Source organism: Streptomyces sp. KMM 9044 (assembly GCF_024701375.2).
In the GTDB taxonomy this organism is placed as follows: Bacteria; Actinomycetota; Actinomycetes; order Streptomycetales; family Streptomycetaceae; genus Streptomyces.
The window spans coordinates 7,279,518-7,296,222 of record NZ_CP113910.1 but is presented as its reverse complement, the minus strand read 5'-3'; the positions used below and the strand labels follow the sequence as shown (position 1 = coordinate 7,296,222).

Here is a 16,705-nt window from a genome sequence, read left to right as displayed (position 1 = left end):
GACGCCAGAACCACTCATAGACTCACGAACCGCCCACTCACCACGCTCCTCCGCAGTGCTGGCCTCCGCCGCATCCGCTTTCACAACCTCCGCCACTCCACCGCCACCCTGCTCCTGGAGCAGGGAGTCGAACTCGTCGTGATCAAGGAACTCCTCGGCCACGCCCACATCGGCGTCACCGCCGCCGTCTACGCCCACGTACGCCTCCGCCTCCAACGCGAAGCCATGACTGCCCTCGGCAATGCTCTCAACCGCCCCTGACCCACGCACGGCAACGGCGGCGAACATCAGAAGTGTTCGCCGCCGTTGCCGTCAACTACTGCCGTCAGGGCAGGACGTAAGGCCTCATACCGGTCATGAAGCGGCCCTGCCTCTTCGCCTGAGCGAAGAGGCAGGGCCATCCCTGTGGATGATCAAGCGATTGGCTCGCCCGCCACTCCGCTAAATCCAACGAGTCCGTTCCTCTTCGCCATGTCGAGAATCTCCGGGAGATAGTCAAGCTGGCGAACCGAAAGGGTCAGGAGGACGTACTTGGATGCATCGTCAGGCTCCTCCTCCAGGTCAAACTGAGATGGCTCCAGAACGTCGTTCACGTCCGGCCACCTAGCCAGCAATTCTTCCCGAAACCGCAACACGTCAGGGCTTACAGCGAGGGCGCTAGTGTCACCTTCAGCGAGGGCGTCAAAGACTTCCTCGGGGTCCACGATGCAACGCTTCCAGAAGGCGAAGTCGCTACTCACTGGCCATCCTCTCGAGTTAGGGGTTGCAGATTGGACATTCTGTACTGCGACGGACTACCGAGGTTTCAAACCCGTACGTCTTCGCTAGCCATTGGTCCTTCCTGCGCTGACCCTTTGTGTAGTTCGATTTATTCACCTTTACCTCGTAAAGATGAAGATTGCCGTTTGGCTGCCTGACCGCGATATCCACTTGACGCACGCCATAGGGAGTCCAGAGTTCGAGCCCGTTCCCGTAGCTCTCGCTGCATATATCGGACTTCTTGTAGAACTTCTCAAACGTCGCCGTCATTTCATCAACACCGGCGGCACCCCTGGCTTTGTCATGCTGACGGACGCCACAGTTACTGTTGTGAACGAGTACCGGTGTCTCGCCCGCCAGCACATAGTACGTGTGCAGGTCGTCGACGGTGAGGTTGTATGTCCGGGCGTGCTTGGTGTACGGCCGGTTGCTGATGACGCGGACGGTGGTGCCGTCAGGGGTTCTGAGGGTCATGCCGGCGACGAGGTTGCGGGCCTCGACCCAGGCGCCGATCTCGGGAACCCAGAAGGGGTGTTCGTGTGTAGCGGTGAGCTTCTCGGGTCCGTCGGGTGTTTCGATGGTCAGTTCGTTGAAGTGCTTGTCATCTTCGGTGACGATCAGGCGGGTGACCTTCCGGAGGCGGGTCCCCCCTGTTTCCGGATCTGTGGCAACGACCTCGTCGCCGACCTTAATCTTTTCGATTTCCTTGGTCTTGCCGTCGGCCATGAGGACTTGGGTGCCGGCGAGGAATCACTTGCATCCTGAGGCGTATTTCTTGAGCCATTCTTCGACGGCCTCTTTACCCTTTTTCGCAACCGAATCGGGTACCAGCTTCAAGGCCTTCACGAAGGGGATGTCCGAGGCGACGCCAAGGTAGTCCCAGCCGTTTGCCTCTCCGGTAACCACCTTCTTCCATGACTCGACATCAGGGACGACGAGGGAGGCCATGAATTTGAGTGTGCTCTTCTGGGCTGTCAGGTCGTACGGCTTGATGATGGTTTTTGTGCCCAGCGGCGGATGGTAGCTGCCGGTTCGGTTGACGCTGTGGAGGTCACCCCCCGAGCCATAGTTGTAAGTGGAGGTTTCGTGACGGTAAGACCAGGTTCCGTCACCGTTCGAGATCATCCAGTCCCGGTAGGTGCTATTGCCGTCCGGGCGTAGCTATTCAGCCCAGGGCCCCGGCGAGTGTCGGGAACATCCTGTTCTGGGGTGTTGATCTGGAGGGTGGGCCCGGGAAGCAGGTGAACACGGCACCTGTGGATCATGGAGTTCTCTCCGCTTCAAGATCCACGAAGGTGCCGTGTTCGTTCCTCCATCATCCCCTGTCGCTGCCCCCGCTTGCGCGGTGCCCCGCCTGGAAGCCCTCGGCGAGGGAGCCGCCAAGGACCAAGTCCGTGACCTGATCGTCGAGTTCGAGTCGGTCACCGATCCGAGAGGGGCGCGCGGGGTGCGCTACCGGCTCTCCTCGCTGCTGGCCCTGATGGTCTGCGCTATGACCCCGTCCGGACACGACTCGATCACCGCGGCGGCGGAGTGGTGCCGACGCGCGACGCCGGAGGAACTGGCTGCCTTCGGCCTGCCCTACCATCCGCTCCTCGGCCGCTACCGGGTGCCGAGCGAGAAGACTCTGCGCAGCGTCCTGGGACGCCTGGATCCCGGCGAGATCAGCGCGGCGGCCTATGGCTACCTTCGGCCCTTGCTGTCCCCACGGCCCCGCCGGCCGGAACCGGTCATGCCCGACGGCGGCACCGAGCGTGAACAGCGCCGGGCCCACCGGACAGCCGCCCACGCCGATCCGGTACGCATCCGGCGGCGGGCGATCGCGGTGGACGGCAAGTGCCTGCGCGGCGCCCGCCGCCCGGACGGCAGCCGGGTCTTCGTCCTGTCCGCCGTCCGCCACGGCGACGGCGTCACGCTCGCCTCCCGCGAGATCGGCGCGAAGACCAACGAAATCCCCGAGTTCGCCCCCTCCTCGACGGAATCGACGACGCAGATCTCGCGGGGACGATCGTCACCGCCGATGCACTCCATGCCCCACGCGACCACGCCACCTACCTGCACGAACGCGGCGCGCACTACCTGCTGACCATCAAGAACAACCAACGCGCACAAGCCCGTCAGCTCCACGCCCTGCCCTGGAAGGAGATCCCCGTGATCCACCGTGACGACGCCCGGGGCCACGGCCGACACGAGCAGCGGCTCGTGCAGGTCGTCACCGTCGACGGCCTGCTCTTCCCGCACGCGGCCCAGGTCCTGCGCATCCAGCGCAGACGCCGCCTCTACAGGGGCGAAGAAGTGGTCCAGCGAGACCGTCTACGCGATCACCGACCTGCCCGCCGAGGAAGCGAACGCCGCCGAGATCGCGTCCTGGGCTCGCGGGCACTGGACCGTGGAAAACACCGTTTACTGGTGCCGCGATGTCACCTTCAACGAGGACAAGTCTCAGGTCAGGACCCACAACACGCCCGCCGTACTCGCAGCCCTCCGCGACCTGATCCGCAGCACACTCAAGCTCGCGGGTTACATCAACACCGCCGCCGGACGACGAGCCCACACCGAACGCCCCCGCGCCCTCGCCCTCTACGGCATCACATGATCAAACCGGACGATCCAGGCACTCGCCGGGGCCCTGCTGAATGCTTACCTGCTGGGCGCACGACAAAGGCTCAGTGGCCTGTCTAAATTCCGGCCCCGGACTGTCGGGACTTTCCTCCCTCGATACCCCTCGACTCTTCGGCTTGACGGGCAACGGCAAAATCCCGATTCCGCAGTGTTTGCAGACGATGCGCTTCCGGGAGGTCAGGAATGGTCAGGAGGCGGTCGCACGCTTCGAGGGAACCCTGAACATCTCCTGCCCAGTAAGAGACGATGGAATATTCGAAGAGCAGCCCCCACTTGTAGACCCATGGGTAAGTAAAGAGGATGTCGTCGGGCTCCGCGCGGTTGATCCCCGCACACGCGAAGGCATGCCCGGCGCGATAGTTTCCACGCTTCCGTAGTCGTGAGACCAATTCGAAGCACGCTTCGAGGCGTTGCGGCCGCTGCTCCCATGCCCGCGAGAGGGTATCCATGGCTCCTGGCCAATCACCGGACTCATCCTTAAGGATTCCCACCTGCAGGAGTGCATAATAGACCTCCTCGCCCCAACCACCCATCTCCGCGCGGCGTTCGTAAAGGGCGATCGCCTCTTCGGTACGCCCCATGTCACGCATGGTCTGGGCCAGGTAGAACGTGCTGCGCGCGTTTGTGGGGTCGCGCTCCAGCTCCGAGCTCAGCAGGGCCATGTCCCGTTCGAACTTGTCGTGCCGGGAGCCGCCGTCGGCGAAGTGCTCGATCACGAGGGCGTCAAGGTTCTCCTGTTCGTGCTCTTCATCGGCAGTCAGATACTCGTGTGTCACGCCTTCGTAGCGCCAGTGCAAATCACCCCGGACGAGACGCTTGATTCGGTAGGCGAGACTGCCGGTGTGCTGGATCATGTAGGACGCACAGGACAGCGAAGGCAACTGCCCTTTCTGTCTGATGACCATGTCGGCGTCCATCAGGAGCAGGTAGTCGGCTTTCCCGCGAGCGCGCTCGATGTTGAGTGTGCGATTGACCCCGAAGTTGACCCAGAGGTCGTCGTGCAGCTCGCCGGGCACGCCATCGAAGGCCTTTCGAATCAGATCCTGGGTTCCATCCGTCGAGCCCGTGTCGGAGATGACCCAGGTGTCGACGATCTCGCGCACTGAGGCGATACATCGCTCAATCACGGCCGATTCGTTCTTTACGATCATACAGAGGCAGATGGTCGGCTTCATTTTTCTGGACCTATCTTCGAGTTTCCAATCCAGCATGACGATGGAAGCGCGAATCACCTGGGAAGAAGTAGCCGTAATTGCTTTAGGTACTTCGACTCAAAGATGGTCGGCGCAACACCGATTCTTGTTATGGGTCAGCTGAGTCGGGCGTCAGGACACGGTCTCAGAGAGGGGGATACACCCAGTAGGTGTAACGGGCCGGCCGTTCAAGCGGACGGCGGCTACACGCCTAGGTCCTGTCTGGGATTCGGATCATGAGTGCGGTGTGATGCTGCGGATCCAGAGCATCGCGCCGCAGAGATGGAGTCCGGCTTCGTAGCTCTGCGGGGTTTTGTCATAGCGGGTGGCGATGCCACGCCAGTTGCGGAGCCGGTTGATACAGCGCTCCACGGTGTTGCGGTCCTTGTACAGCTCGGCGTCGTGGGAGATGGGTCGGCCGCCGGCGCTGCCGCGCTTCTTGCGGTTCGCGGCTTGGTCGGCCTTCTCCGGAATGACCGCCTTGATCCCGCGTATGCGTAGGTAGCGGCGGTTCTTCCGGGAGGAGTACGCCTTGTCCCCGGCCACGGCGTCCGGCCGGGTCCGGGGGCGTCCGACGGGGCCGCGGACGGGCCTTTCCCCCCAGGGCCCCGGCGAGTGTCGGGAACATCCTGTTCTGGGGTGTTGATCTGGAGGGTGGGCCCGGGAAGCAGGTGAACAGGGCACTTGTGGATCATGGAGTTCTCTCCGCTTCAAGATCCACGAAGGTGCCGTGTTCGTTCCTCCATCATCCCCTGTCGCTGCCCCCGCTTGCGCGGTGCCCCGCCTGGAAGCCCTCGGCGAGGGAGCCGCCAAGGACCAAGTCCGTGACCTGATCGTCGAGTTCGAGTCGGTCACCGATCCGAGAGGGGCGCGCGGGGTGCGCTACCGGCTCTCCTCGCTGCTGGCCCTGATGGTCTGCGCTATGACCCCGTCCGGACACGACTCGATCACCGCGGCGGCGAAGTGGTGCCGACGCGCGACGCCGGAGGAACTGGCCGCCTTCGGCCTGCCCTACCATCCGCTCCTCGGCCGCTACCGGGTGCCGAGCGAGAAGACTCTGCCCAGTGTCCTGGGACGCCTGGATCCCGGCGAGATCAGCGCGGCGGCCTATGGCTACCTTCGGCCCTTGCTGTCCCCACGGCCCCGCCGGCCGGAACCGGTCATGCCCGACGGCGGCACCGAGCGTGAACAGCGCCGGGCCCACCGGACAGCCGCCCACGCCGATCCGGTACGCATCCGGCGGCGGGCGATCGCGGTGGACGGCAAGTGCCTGCGCGGCGCCCGCCGCCCGGACGGCAGCCGGGTCTTCGTCCTGTCCGCCGTCCGCCACGGCGACGGCGTCACGCCCGCCTCCCGCGAGATCGGCGCGAAGACCAACGAAATCCCCGAGTTCGCCCCCTCCTCGACGGAATCAACGACGCAGATCTCGCGGGGACGATCGTCACCGCCGATGCACTCCATGCCCCACGCGACCACGCCACCTACCTGCACGAACGCGGCGCGCACTACCTGCTGACCATCAAGAACAACCAACGCGCACAAGCCCGTCAGCTCCACGCCCTGCCCTGGAAGAAGATCCCCGTGATCCACCGTGACGACGCCCGGGGCCACGGCCGACACGAGCAGCGGCTCGTGCAGGTCGTCACCGTCGACGGCCTGCTCTTCCCCACGCGGCCCAGGTCCTGCGCATCCAGCGCAGACGCCGCCTCTACAGGGGCGAAGAAGTGGTCCAGCGAGACCGTCTACGCGATCACCGACCTGCCCGCCGAGGAAGCGAACGCCGCCGAGATCGCGTCCTGGGCTCGCGGGCACTGGACCGCGGAAAACACCGTCCACTGGTGCCGCGATGCCACCTTCAACGAGGACAAGTCCCAGGTCAGGACCCACAACACGCCCGCCGTACTCGCAGCCCTCCGCGACCTGATCCGCAGCACACTCAAGCTCGCGGGTTACATCAACACCGCCGCCGGACGACGAGCCCACACCGAACGCCCCCGCGCCCTCGCCCTCGCCCTCGCCCTCTACGGCATCACATGATCAAACCGGACGATCCAGGCACTCGCCGGGGCCCTGCCTTTCCCCCTGAGCGTGGACACCTTGGACACTGGACCTTGAGGGTCCAGAGGAAGAGATGTCACGCATGGTGATGAAGGTGTATTCGGCGGAGTTCAAGGCGGACGCTGTCGCGCTGTACCTGTCGGACCCGAAGAACACGTTCGAGGGCGTGGGCAAGGACCTGGGGATCAGCCGGGAGACGCTGCGCAACTGGGTGCGCACCGAGCGGGGCCGCAAGGGCCACACGGCGGGCACCAGCGGCTCGCCGCGGGCGGCACAGACTGCCGAGGTAACCTCCGACGATGTGCTGATAGAAGAGAACAAGCAGCTCAGGGCCCGGATCAGGGAGCTGGAAACCGAACGGGAGATCCTGCGGAGGGCCGCGAAGTATTTCGCCGGCGAGACCAACTGGTGAGCCGTTTCCAGTTCGTTGATGATCATCGAGGCGCGTTCGGCGTCAAACGGCTGTGCCGGGTCCTGGAGGTCTCCAGGTCCGGGTTCTACCGGTGGCTGAAGGCCGCCCCGGCCCGCCTGGCGCGAGCCCGGGACGATGCCCGCCTCGCGCGGCGGATCCGGGAGATCCACAAGGAGTCCGACGGCACCTACGGCATCCCGCGCATCACCGCCGAGCCGAAGGCCGCCGGGAGCGACGTCAACCACAAGCGCGTCGAGCGGGTGATGCGCCGCATCGGCCTCCAGGGCGTGCACCTGCGCAAGAAGGTCCGCACCACGATCCCCGAGCCGGAAGCGGCCCCGGTGCCGGACCTGCTGCGGCGCGACTTCACCGCCGACGAACCGAACACCAAGTACGTCGGCGACATCACGTATCTGCCCATCGGCGATGGTCAATTCCTCTATCTCGCAACGGTGTTGGACCTGCATTCCAGGCGGCTCGCGGGCTGGTCGATCGCCGACCACATGCGCACCGAGCTGGTCACCGACGCGCTCGAAGCCGCCGCCCGCACCCGGGGCGGCAGCCTCGACGGGGCGGTCTTCCACAGCGACAACGGCGCGCAATACGCATCGAAGGAGTTCGCGAAGGTGTGCCGCCGGCTCGGTGTGACCCGCTCGCGCGGCGCGGTCGGCACCAGCGCGGACAACGCCGCCGCGGAGAGCTTCAACGCAACCCTGAAAAGAGAGACCCTGCAAGGGAAGAGGCACTGGTCAGGAGCACGCGAGGCCCGCCTCGCGGTGTTCCGGTGGGTCACCCGCTACAACACGCGACGCAGGCACTCGGGGCTTGGCTACATCAGCCCGATCGCCTTCGAACAGCGATCAGCTACGCTGGCCTCTGCCGCATAGCAAACGGTGTCCACGCTTCAGGGGAAGCCCCCCACCGCATCGGCGGTGCGGAAGCCGAAGCCACGGCGGATGATCAGCCGGGTCTTGGTGTTGGTGGACTCGATCAGCCCGTTGCTCAGTTCCTCGACGATCGCATGCAGGATCGCGTCGTAGTGGCGCTTGACCTTGCGGGCGAGTTCGGTGAAGGCGGGGATGCGGCAACGTCTGGCCCACGACAGCCAGCGGTCCAGCGCCTGCACTGCGGCGTCCACGCCCTCGGCCCGGGCGATCCGGTAGATCGTGCGCAGGCCCTCCTTGAGCAGGTAGGCGCGGTGCAGGCGCGCATCGTTGGCCGCGATCCAGGCGAGCTTGGCCTGCTGCCGGGCGGTCAGGTCCTCGGGGTTCTTCCACAACGCGTGCCGCGAGTGCTTCAGCTTCCGGGCCAGGTCGGGGTCAGCCGCCTCGCGGCGGGCCCGGTTCCATGCCTCGCGGCGCTCGGCGTCCAGGGCGTCGGTGGCCCACGCGACCACATGGAACGGGTCCATGGCGCGCACGGCGTTCGGGGCACGCTCGGCCACCACATCGGCGATCCACTCCGCCCCGTCGGCGCTGATATGGGTGAGCCGGTGGGAGCGATCGGGGCCCAGGGCGTCGAAGAAGGACCGCAGGACCTCCTTGCCGTGGCCCTCGGCCATCCACACCACGCGGCGGGTCTCGTGGTCGACCACGACGGTCATGTACTTCTGCCCCTTGCGGTAGGAAATCTCGTCGATCCCGATCCGCCGCAGGCCCGCGAGGCGGTCGATCCCCGCGTCCGCATCAGCCTGGTAGCGGGCCACGATCGCGCCGACGGTGCGCCAGGCGACCCGCATCAACCGGGCGGTAGCGGACTTCGAACACTCGGTGGCCAGCCAGGCGACCTGCTGGTCGAAGTCGTAGGTATGTCCGGCGCCGTGGCGGGCCCAGGGCACGGCGGCGACCACCACGCCGTGACGCCGGCACCTCACCCGTGGCGCGTCGGCCTCCAGGAACAGTGGCAGACCGGCGGCGTCCAGGTGCCGCCACCGTCGGCGCCCCGCCCCGGCGTCGAACCACGGGCAGCGAGTCCCGCAGATCCCGCAGCGGCGACGCGCCCGCGACCTCGGACGCACCGCGACCACCATGACCTGCGCTTCCTCGTCGAACCAGGCATCCTCCGGCACCGCCTGCTCGCATCCGACCAACCGTTTCAATACCGTGGTGAACCGCACGCCGTTCCTCCGGCACCTCAGATCTCGGGCGTAGACACCTCAAGATCTGCACCGGGAACGGCGTGTGCTGCGTCAGGCGCTCCGAACCGACCCACGGATAGAGCACAAGAGCCGTATTTGAGGGTTTTGTACTGGCTCTCGCTGAAGGGATTGTCGTTCGAGGTTTTCGGGCGCGAGTGCGACTTGGTGACGCCGAGGTTGGACATCATCTGTGCGACGTTCTCGGCGACCATGGGCGAGCCGCGGTCGGAGTGGATCGTCAACTGCCCTTCTCCGATGGTGTACTTAGCGATGCTGGAGGACAGGAACTGCTCGGCCAGCTCCTTGTTCTCGTGACCGGCGAGCATCCAGCCCACCGTGTAGCGGCTGTAGATGTCCACGATCGTGTAGAGGCAGTAGTAGCTGCCCTTGACCGGACCCTTCAGCTTCGATATGTCCCACGACCAGACCCTGTTCGGGCCCTCGGCGACCAACTCCGGTTTCTTGCGCGGCGGGTGGGTTGCCTGCCGGCGCCGTTCGCGGACCTCGCCGTGCCCGCGCAGCAGCCGGTACATCGTCGACTCCGAGCACAGATAGATGCCCCTGTCCAGCAGGACCGCGTAGATCTCGCCGGGCGCCATGTCCGCGAACTCCTCACTGTGCAGCACGTCAAGCACCTCCTCCCGCTCGGCCGCCGACAGCGAACGCGGGTGCGGCCGACGCTCGGCACGCGGCCGCACCGGCGCCAGGGACCGGCGATGATGCCGGTAGTACGTCGCCCGACTCACCCCGAGCGCGGCACATGCCCGCACCCGGCCGACCACACCTGCCAGCTCCTCCAACGCCGCAACCCTGGCCCGCTCGAAACCGGCCCGCACCTCCTCGGCTCCGGCTCCGGCTCCGGCTCCGGCTCCGGCTCCGGCTCCGGCTCCGGCTCCGGCTCCGGCTCCGGCTCCGGCTCCGGCTCCGGCAGGATCTTGGCCGACCGTCACTCCGGCGCCTGCCGCCGGGTCCAACTCCTCGCTGGAGATGGCTACTTCGTCTCGCCCGTGCTCGTCGCACCGCCAGTGGCGAACTGGTCCAGCAGTGCCGAGAGTCTTGACTGGACCTCGATCACCGTCTGGGCCTTGCCCAGCTCGTTCTCCAGCCGGGCGACCTTCGCCTCCAGGCGGGCGATCTCCTTGTCCCGCGGATCGGCCTTCGGCCGCCCCGCCGGCGCGGCGAGCGCGGCCTTCGCGCCCGCGTCCCGCTGCTCCCGCCAGTTCGCGATCAGCGACGAGTACAAACCCTCCCGGCGCAGCAGGGCTCCCTTGCCCTTCTTGTCGAGTGTCTCGTACTCGGCGAGGATCCTCGCCTTGTACTCCGCGGAATACCGGCGCGGACCGGCTGAACGGGGCTCTACCTGCGGATCAGGGGTCCCGTGGTCGTTGATGCCGGCCACTTGGGCACTACTCCTTCTCCACCCTCAATACATCGAATCATCCAGTATGCCTGACCCGCCCAAGAATGACAGAGAGGGGAGCGCGTCCAGCTCGCTCCGGCGAGCCATGATCCGCTCCAGCTCGGACATCCCCGCTCCCTCCTCGCGGTCCGGCGGCGTACCGGCACGGCGACGGATCGTAGGCGGACTCTCACGACAGGCGCAGCAGAACCCGAGAACCGCCCCGGCCGCCCAGTCAGACGATCTTCACTGTGGACACCGGCCGCCGACCAGTGTGAGCACAGAAAGATGTGCGCACACCAGACCCGTGACCTGCAACTTCACGATGCACACCACCCAATGCGGAGAGGGACGCCGGCCTGTCGACGGGGCGCAGGGAACGGGCCTCGCGAGGAGGCGGTCCGGCCCCGGCCCCTCTCGGACGCGGTGCGTGACCATCCCCCGAATTGAGCAGCAGAGTCCATACGCGGTCCAAAACAGTCACTCGCCGGAGGCCTACCCTGCAGGCAGAGGTGGTACGGACACCGGCGACACCGGGGAGGTATGCGAAATGCAGAGCGCTGACACAGTGCTCGGTGTCCTGAGAGTCCCCACCGAAAGGTCGGCGGGGACTCATATGCGCAGGAAAGCGCGGCTGTGCGGTGTGCGGTCAGCTGCAGACCGCGTAGACCGTAATGGTGGTGATGGCACCCGCCGACGCGGTTACGGTCCAGCGGTCTCCGTTCGGGAAGCTCTGCCCGAGGACGGTGGAGAGGCCAGCGGCAGACAGTCCTCCAGAAATGGGAGTGGTGCCGGCCGGACATGCCGGACTGTCGTAGGACGCGTTGACGCCCAACAGGACGTTGTAGTCCTGGGAGACGATCTGCGAATCCAGCGGTCCGGCGGGGCCGGTGGGGCCTGTGGCACCGTCGACACCCGCAGGACCCGTCGGCCCAGTCGCACCGTCAGCACCCGCAGGACCCGTCGGCCCAGTCGCACCGTCAGCACCCGCAGGACCCGTCGGCCCAGTCGCACCTGTGGCACCGTCGACACCCGCAGGACCCGTCGGCCCAGTCGCACCGTCAGCACCCGCAGGACCCGTCGGCCCAGTCGCACCTGTGGCACCGTCGACACCGTCGACACCCGCAGGACCCGCAGGACCCGCAGGACCCGTCGCACCTGTGGCACCGTCGACACCCGCAGGACCCGTCGGCCCAGTCGCACCGTCAGCACCCGCAGGACCCGTCGGCCCAGTCGCACCGTCAGCACCCGCAGGACCCGCAGGACCCGTCGCACCTGTGGCACCGTCGACACCCGCAGGACCCGCAGGACCCGTCGCACCTGTGGCACCGTCGACACCCGCAGGACCCGTCGGCCCAGTCGCACCTGTGGCACCGTCGACACCGTCGACACCCGCAGGACCCGCAGGACCCGCAGGACCCGTCGCACCTGTGGCACCGTCGACACCCGCAGGACCCGTCGGCCCAGTCGCACCGTCAGCACCCGCAGGACCCGTCGGCCCAGTCGCACCGTCAGCACCCGCAGGACCCGTCGGCCCAGTCGCACCGTCAGCACCCGCAGGACCCGTCGGCCCAGTCGCACCTGTGGCACCGTCGACACCGTCGACACCGTCGACACCCGCAGGACCCGCAGGACCCGCAGGACCCGTCGCACCTGTGGCACCGTCGACACCCGCAGGACCCGTCGGCCCAGTCGCACCGTCAGCACCCGCAGGACCCGTCGGCCCAGTCGCACCTGTGGCACCCGCAGGACCCGCAGGACCCGTCGCACCTGTGGCACCGTCGACACCGTCGACACCCGCAGGACCCGCAGGACCCGCAGGACCCGTCGCACCTGTGGCACCGTCGACACCCGCAGGACCCGTCGGCCCAGTCGCACCGTCAGCACCCGCAGGACCCGTCGGCCCAGTCGCACCTGTGGCACCCGCAGGACCCGCAGGACCCGTCGCACCTGTGGCACCGTCGACACCGTCGACACCCGCAGGACCCGCAGGACCCGCAGGACCCGTCGCACCTGTGGCACCGTCGACACCCGCAGGACCCGTCGGCCCAGTCGCACCGTCAGCACCCGCAGGACCCGTCGGCCCAGTCGCACCTGTGGCACCCGCAGGACCCGTCGGCCCAGTCGCACCGTCAGCACCCGCAGGACCCGTCGGCCCAGTCGCACCTGTGGCACCCGCAGGGCCCGTCGGCCCAGTCGCACCGTCAGCACCCGCAGGACCCGTCGGCCCGGTGGGGCCGGTGGGGCCGGTATCGCCCTTGTGGCCCTGGTCGTCGCAGTGGTCGTCGTGGCATCCGTCGCCACCCGGGTTGGTGCCGGAGGCTATGGCGGCAACCGTCTTAGTGTGCTCCATTGCGAGAGCCGGGCTAGCCATTCCTGTGAGGACGAGAGCCAGGGATGCAAGGCTGCTGCCCGCAATCCAAGTGCTCCGCCTGGGGAGCGGTCCGAGTGAGGAACGTGTCCTGGAGTCAGGACTCATGCGGTCTCCTGTCGTCGTGAAGTCGAATAGTCACGTCACCCCGGCAGGGGCGACATCCATATCATTACCATGTGCGACGAAATGCGCACTTTATGTCATCTTGCCGCGCCGACCGAGCCACCTGCGCTCCTAGGTCCTGTCTGAGATTCAGATCATGAGTTAGGTGGATCGCCTGCGCGCGGAGGCTCGGTCTTGATAGGTCATGAGTCATGGCGCGAGGCGATCTCACCGATGAGCAGTGGTCCCTGGTTGAACCCCATCTCCCGTATGCCGCGGTCGGGCCCATCCCTGATCTGCGAAAGTACTTCAACGCGGCGATGTGGCGGTTCCGCACCGGGGCTCCCTGGCGTGATCTGCCGACCGAGTTTGGGCCCTGGCAGAGTGCGTACGACCGCTTCCGGATCTGGGCGAAGCGGGGCATCTTCCAGCAGGTGATGGAAGCGATGATCGCCGAGGCTGCCGCCCGTGAGCAGGTTGACATGGGTCTGGTCAGCGTGGACTCGGCAACCTCCCGCGCTCACCACCATGCCGCCGGGATGGTCCTCGATCCCGAGCAGCTGGCGGCCCTTGAGGCCGCCGCCGAAGCGGAAAAGGGGGCGGCAAGGAGGGACAACAGCCGCAGGACGGACAAGGTGATGCCCAAGGCGAAGACGAGGCACGCACCGAGCGACGACGGATCCGCAGACGGCGCCGGGCCCGGTTGAAAGCCGCTGAACTGGGACGTTCCCGAGGCGGGCTGACCAGCAAGATCCATGTTGCGGCCGATCGCCGGTGCCGGCCGCTGGTGTTCGTCCTCACCCCTGGACAGGCGGGTGACAGCCCGCAGTTCACCGCGGTCCTCAAGCGGATTAAGGTCCGCGGCCCCGTCGGACGCCCCGGACCCGGCCGGACGCCGTGGCCGGGGACAAGGCGTACTCCTCCCGGAAGAACCGCCGCTACCTACGCATACGCGGGATCAAGGCGGTCATTCCGGAGAAGGCCGACCAAGCCGCGAACCGCAAGAAGCGCGGCAGCGCCGGCGGCCGACCCATCTCCCACGACGCCGAGCTGTACAAGGACCGCAACACCGTGGAGCGCTGTATCAACCGGCTCCGCAACTGGCGTGGCATCGCCACCCGCTATGACAAAACCCCGCAGAGCTACGAAGCCGGACTCCATCTCTGCGGCGCGATGCTCTGGATCCGCAGCATCACACCGCACTCATGATCCGAATCCCAGACAGGACCTAGTATCCTGAGTCTCAGAAGCACCGCATATTTAGGGTTTGGGGTTCGGTAGGCGGTTGAGGTAGCCGGCGAGGCGTTCGAAGATGGGTGTGCATCTTTTGAGGGTGTCTGTGTGATCAGGCGGTGAGTATGAGGGTGTTGCGGTAGCGAGCCTGGTGGTTGCGGGTGTACTCCTGTTGTTCGTGCCAGGCCCAGTAGGTGTCGAAGTCGCCGTTGGTGCGCAGGGCGCGGAGTTTCAGGACGGCTTCGGCTCCGGCCAGGCCCCAGCGGGCCCCGGTGATGTCGAGGCGGTCTTTTACCAGGTGGCGGCATGCGCCTTCGATGATCCCGGTCGCGATGGGCCAGCCGGCGGCCAGCGCGGTGTCGTAGCGCAGGTAGTCGGCTTTGTTGGTGAGGTAGGCCACGGCGTCGTCGATGCTCTTGTTCTGGCCCGGGGCGATCCCTGCGTCGGTGGCGGCCGTTGTGATCGTCTCGGCTGCGGTCAGGGCGTCTCCGGCCAGGATGGTGCGGGCGGTGCGGGCGACCCATGCCTCGATGTCCTTGCTGCCGCCGGGGTGCAGGGCGTGGGCGGCGCTCCACAGGTATTCCAGGACGTGGATGATGTCGATCACGATGTGCACCTGCACGTCGCGGGCGGCGGCCTGCTCGTTGATCAGATCGATCTGGTGGGGTGCGCCGTCCACGAGGGCCACCCAGGTGCGCCGGTGGTCGGGGTCTCGGTGTTCGGCCTGGTCGAACACGGCGGTGATGACCTGGGAGCAGGTGTCGTTGACCGATCCGGTCAGCCACTTGGAGCGGGCCCTGGGTCCTTTGCTCCGGCGGGTGGTGTCCTGCTCGCCGGTGTCGGGGTCGGCGATGATGTCGTCGGCGGTGCGTACCGCGGGTTCGGCGTCGTAGACGGTTCCGAGGGTGGCCATGCGCTTTCGGCCGTTCTTCTCCCCGGCTGACAGGCGTTTGTGCAGCTTGTTGCCGCCTTTGGCCGCGGCGGCTCTCGCGGTGGCCTCCCGCAGGGCCTCCGGCCTTATCACCACGCCCTTGCCGTCGGCCGACATCACCAGCAGCGTGGCGTCCGTGCACGGCTCGGGCGCGAGGGCGGCATAGAAGTCGTCGATGTCCGCGGCGGCGGCGACGGTGAGCTCGCCGGCCTGCCGCGGGCCGATCCCGGCGCCGGTCAGGGTGTTGACGCGCTCGACCGCTTCGGCGAACGAGCCCCGGGACGCCTCGATGGCGACCTGTTTGGCCAGGCCGTGCGAATGCATCCCGGCCGGCAGGTTCAGCGCCGCATCGGCCGGGTGCAGATCCGGCACGGCGTCGCCGCGGTAGGCGATCCGGCCGACGGTCACCTTCCCGAACACCGTGGACAGGATCCGCCGCCGGCCCCGCTCGATCCTGGTGCGCTCCCGGCCGGCGGCGTCCACGACCTGCTCGATGCGCTGCTCGGTCAGCTCCCGCAGCCGCAGATGGTCCTGATACAGCTGCCGCGTCACCTCCCGCATGTCCGCGCCCAGCACCTCCTCCAGCTGCGAGTGCGTCAACGAACCGGTCTCCACGGACTACATCCGGGCACTGACCTGCTCGAACAAGCCCCGCGAGGCGGCGAACGCGGCCTCCGCCGCCGCCAGATCCCCGCCGATCACGCCGCCGCTCACCGGGCACCGGCCCGACAGGCCAGCCCGAACAACCCCGGCTCCACCTCGGCCAGGATCCCCCGCCCGACCAGCTTCTTCAGCTTGCCACGCATGCCCTCGGTGTGGTTCGCCTCCGTGCTCAACCCCACCCCGACGCACACGTCCTTGCAGCGCAACGGCCCGGACGCCTCGGCGAACACGATCAGGATCCGCCGATACGGCTCGGAGGTCACCGTCGTGTCCCCGGCCGCCTCGGCGGCCAACAGCACCGGCACCAGTTCCGCCAACTGCGGCAGCACCGCCCCCTCCGTATCCAGCACCACCCCGGCGGCACCGCCGGGCCGACCGGTGAGGACAACACCTCCTCCACCGTCTCCCGCGTGATCCGCAGTCGCACCAACTGCTCCTCGGCCGTAGCCAACTCCGCGGTCAACACCTCCAGCCGCGCCCGCACCTCGGCCGCGGACGCCCGGACCTCGTCTTCCCTGGCCTGTAAGGCAGCCATCAACGACGGCACAGATGCCACCCACCCTCGCTCAACGCCCGCCCACCACAGCCGGACTCGACACCACGAGGCTAGGAACCAGCAACCCCCGACCGAGACCTGAACCCTGACGAATCACCCCAACGACGCACCCTCACAAGATGTGCACCCTTCGAAGATCTCGTCGGCGGACTTGGTCCAGGTGAACGGCTTGGGGTCTTCGTTCCAGTGGGCGATCCAGTCGCGGATGTCTTTCTCCGACGCCTGGACGTTCCAGGGCCCCGGCGAGTGTCGGGAACATCCTGTTC

Annotated in this window: 12 protein-coding genes and 5 pseudogenes; 6 read left to right on the top strand and 11 right to left on the bottom strand. The window is 67.0% G+C overall.

Annotation, left to right across the window (positions count from 1 at the left end):
• Positions 1–30 precede the first annotated feature (30 nt).
• Positions 31–261: pseudogene (locus tag HUV60_RS32900) on the top strand (tyrosine-type recombinase/integrase); the annotation flags it as partial.
• A gap of 152 nt (positions 262–413) precedes the next feature.
• On the opposite strand, the gene HUV60_RS32895 reads toward HUV60_RS32900, so the two are convergent.
• The 3 genes and pseudogenes from HUV60_RS32895 to HUV60_RS32885 form a co-directional block, all read right to left on the bottom strand.
• Complete coding sequence (locus HUV60_RS32895) at positions 414–740, bottom strand: hypothetical protein (RefSeq protein WP_257853711.1); 327 nt, start codon at positions 738–740, stop codon at positions 414–416.
• 16 nt (positions 741–756) lie between these two features.
• A pseudogene (locus tag HUV60_RS32890) lies at positions 757–1,509 on the bottom strand (Hint domain-containing protein); the annotation flags it as partial.
• Entirely contained in the window at positions 1,510–1,884 is a 375-nt protein-coding gene (locus tag HUV60_RS32885; RefSeq protein WP_257853791.1) for a hypothetical protein, read from the bottom strand.
• A 175-nt stretch (positions 1,885–2,059) separates the two neighbouring features.
• Between HUV60_RS32885 and HUV60_RS32880 the strand changes: the two are divergent.
• Positions 2,060–3,355: pseudogene (locus HUV60_RS32880) on the top strand (ISAs1 family transposase).
• A gap of 82 nt (positions 3,356–3,437) precedes the next feature.
• Here HUV60_RS32880 and HUV60_RS32875 read toward each other — a convergent pair.
• The gene (locus HUV60_RS32875) at positions 3,438–4,532 is read right to left on the bottom strand and encodes a glycosyltransferase (RefSeq protein ID WP_257853709.1); all 1,095 of its coding nucleotides are present in this window, start codon (positions 4,530–4,532) and stop codon (positions 3,438–3,440) included.
• A gap of 276 nt (positions 4,533–4,808) precedes the next feature.
• A pseudogene (locus HUV60_RS32870) lies at positions 4,809–5,162 on the bottom strand (transposase); the annotation flags it as partial.
• Between the two features lie 187 nt (positions 5,163–5,349).
• On the opposite strand from HUV60_RS32870, the gene HUV60_RS32865 reads away from it, so the two are divergent.
• The 3 genes from HUV60_RS32865 (at position 5,350) to HUV60_RS32855 (ending at position 7,931) form a co-directional block, all read left to right on the top strand.
• Positions 5,350–6,090: a transposase family protein gene (locus HUV60_RS32865; RefSeq protein ID WP_269441267.1), complete on the top strand. Its 741-nt coding sequence runs from the start codon at positions 5,350–5,352 to the stop codon at positions 6,088–6,090.
• Positions 5,985–6,611 (top strand): ISAs1 family transposase, encoded by a 627-nt coding sequence (locus tag HUV60_RS32860; RefSeq protein WP_269441291.1) that lies wholly within the window; start codon positions 5,985–5,987, stop codon positions 6,609–6,611. The genes HUV60_RS32865 and HUV60_RS32860 overlap by 106 nt, the downstream gene beginning before the upstream one ends.
• 103 nt (positions 6,612–6,714) lie before the next feature.
• A protein-coding gene (locus HUV60_RS32855; RefSeq protein ID WP_257853787.1) for an IS3 family transposase occupies positions 6,715–7,931 on the top strand; the annotation gives its coding sequence in 2 pieces (ribosomal slippage) (positions 6,715–7,030 and positions 7,030–7,931; 1,218 coding nt in all).
• A 17-nt stretch (positions 7,932–7,948) separates the two neighbouring features.
• On the opposite strand, the gene HUV60_RS32850 is transcribed toward HUV60_RS32855, so the two are convergent.
• The 4 genes from HUV60_RS32850 to HUV60_RS32835 form a co-directional block, all read right to left on the bottom strand.
• On the bottom strand, positions 7,949–9,160 hold the full coding sequence (locus HUV60_RS32850; protein WP_257853707.1) for an ISL3 family transposase: 1,212 nt from the start codon (positions 9,158–9,160) through the stop codon (positions 7,949–7,951).
• A gap of 17 nt (positions 9,161–9,177) precedes the next feature.
• Complete coding sequence (locus HUV60_RS32845) at positions 9,178–9,981, bottom strand: DDE-type integrase/transposase/recombinase (RefSeq protein WP_269441266.1); 804 nt, start codon at positions 9,979–9,981, stop codon at positions 9,178–9,180.
• 191 nt (positions 9,982–10,172) lie between these two features.
• A complete protein-coding gene (locus HUV60_RS32840; protein WP_257853704.1) occupies positions 10,173–10,580 on the bottom strand; it encodes a transposase in 408 nt (135 codons plus the stop codon).
• 702 nt (positions 10,581–11,282) lie between these two features.
• Positions 11,283–12,782, bottom strand: coding sequence for a hypothetical protein (locus tag HUV60_RS32835; protein WP_257853703.1), 1,500 nt, complete (start codon positions 12,780–12,782; stop codon positions 11,283–11,285).
• A gap of 486 nt (positions 12,783–13,268) precedes the next feature.
• On the opposite strand from HUV60_RS32835, the pseudogene HUV60_RS32830 reads away from it, so the two are divergent.
• Positions 13,269–14,265 (top strand): annotated as a pseudogene (locus tag HUV60_RS32830) (IS5 family transposase).
• A 136-nt stretch (positions 14,266–14,401) separates the two neighbouring features.
• Here HUV60_RS32830 and HUV60_RS32825 read toward each other — a convergent pair.
• Together HUV60_RS32825 and HUV60_RS32820 are read right to left on the bottom strand one after the other, a co-directional pair.
• On the bottom strand, positions 14,402–15,820 hold the full coding sequence (locus HUV60_RS32825; RefSeq protein WP_257853702.1) for an ISKra4 family transposase: 1,419 nt from the start codon (positions 15,818–15,820) through the stop codon (positions 14,402–14,404).
• A gap of 110 nt (positions 15,821–15,930) precedes the next feature.
• Complete coding sequence (locus tag HUV60_RS32820) at positions 15,931–16,236, bottom strand: hypothetical protein (protein ID WP_257853701.1); 306 nt, start codon at positions 16,234–16,236, stop codon at positions 15,931–15,933.
• Positions 16,237–16,705: the final 469 nt, after the last annotated feature.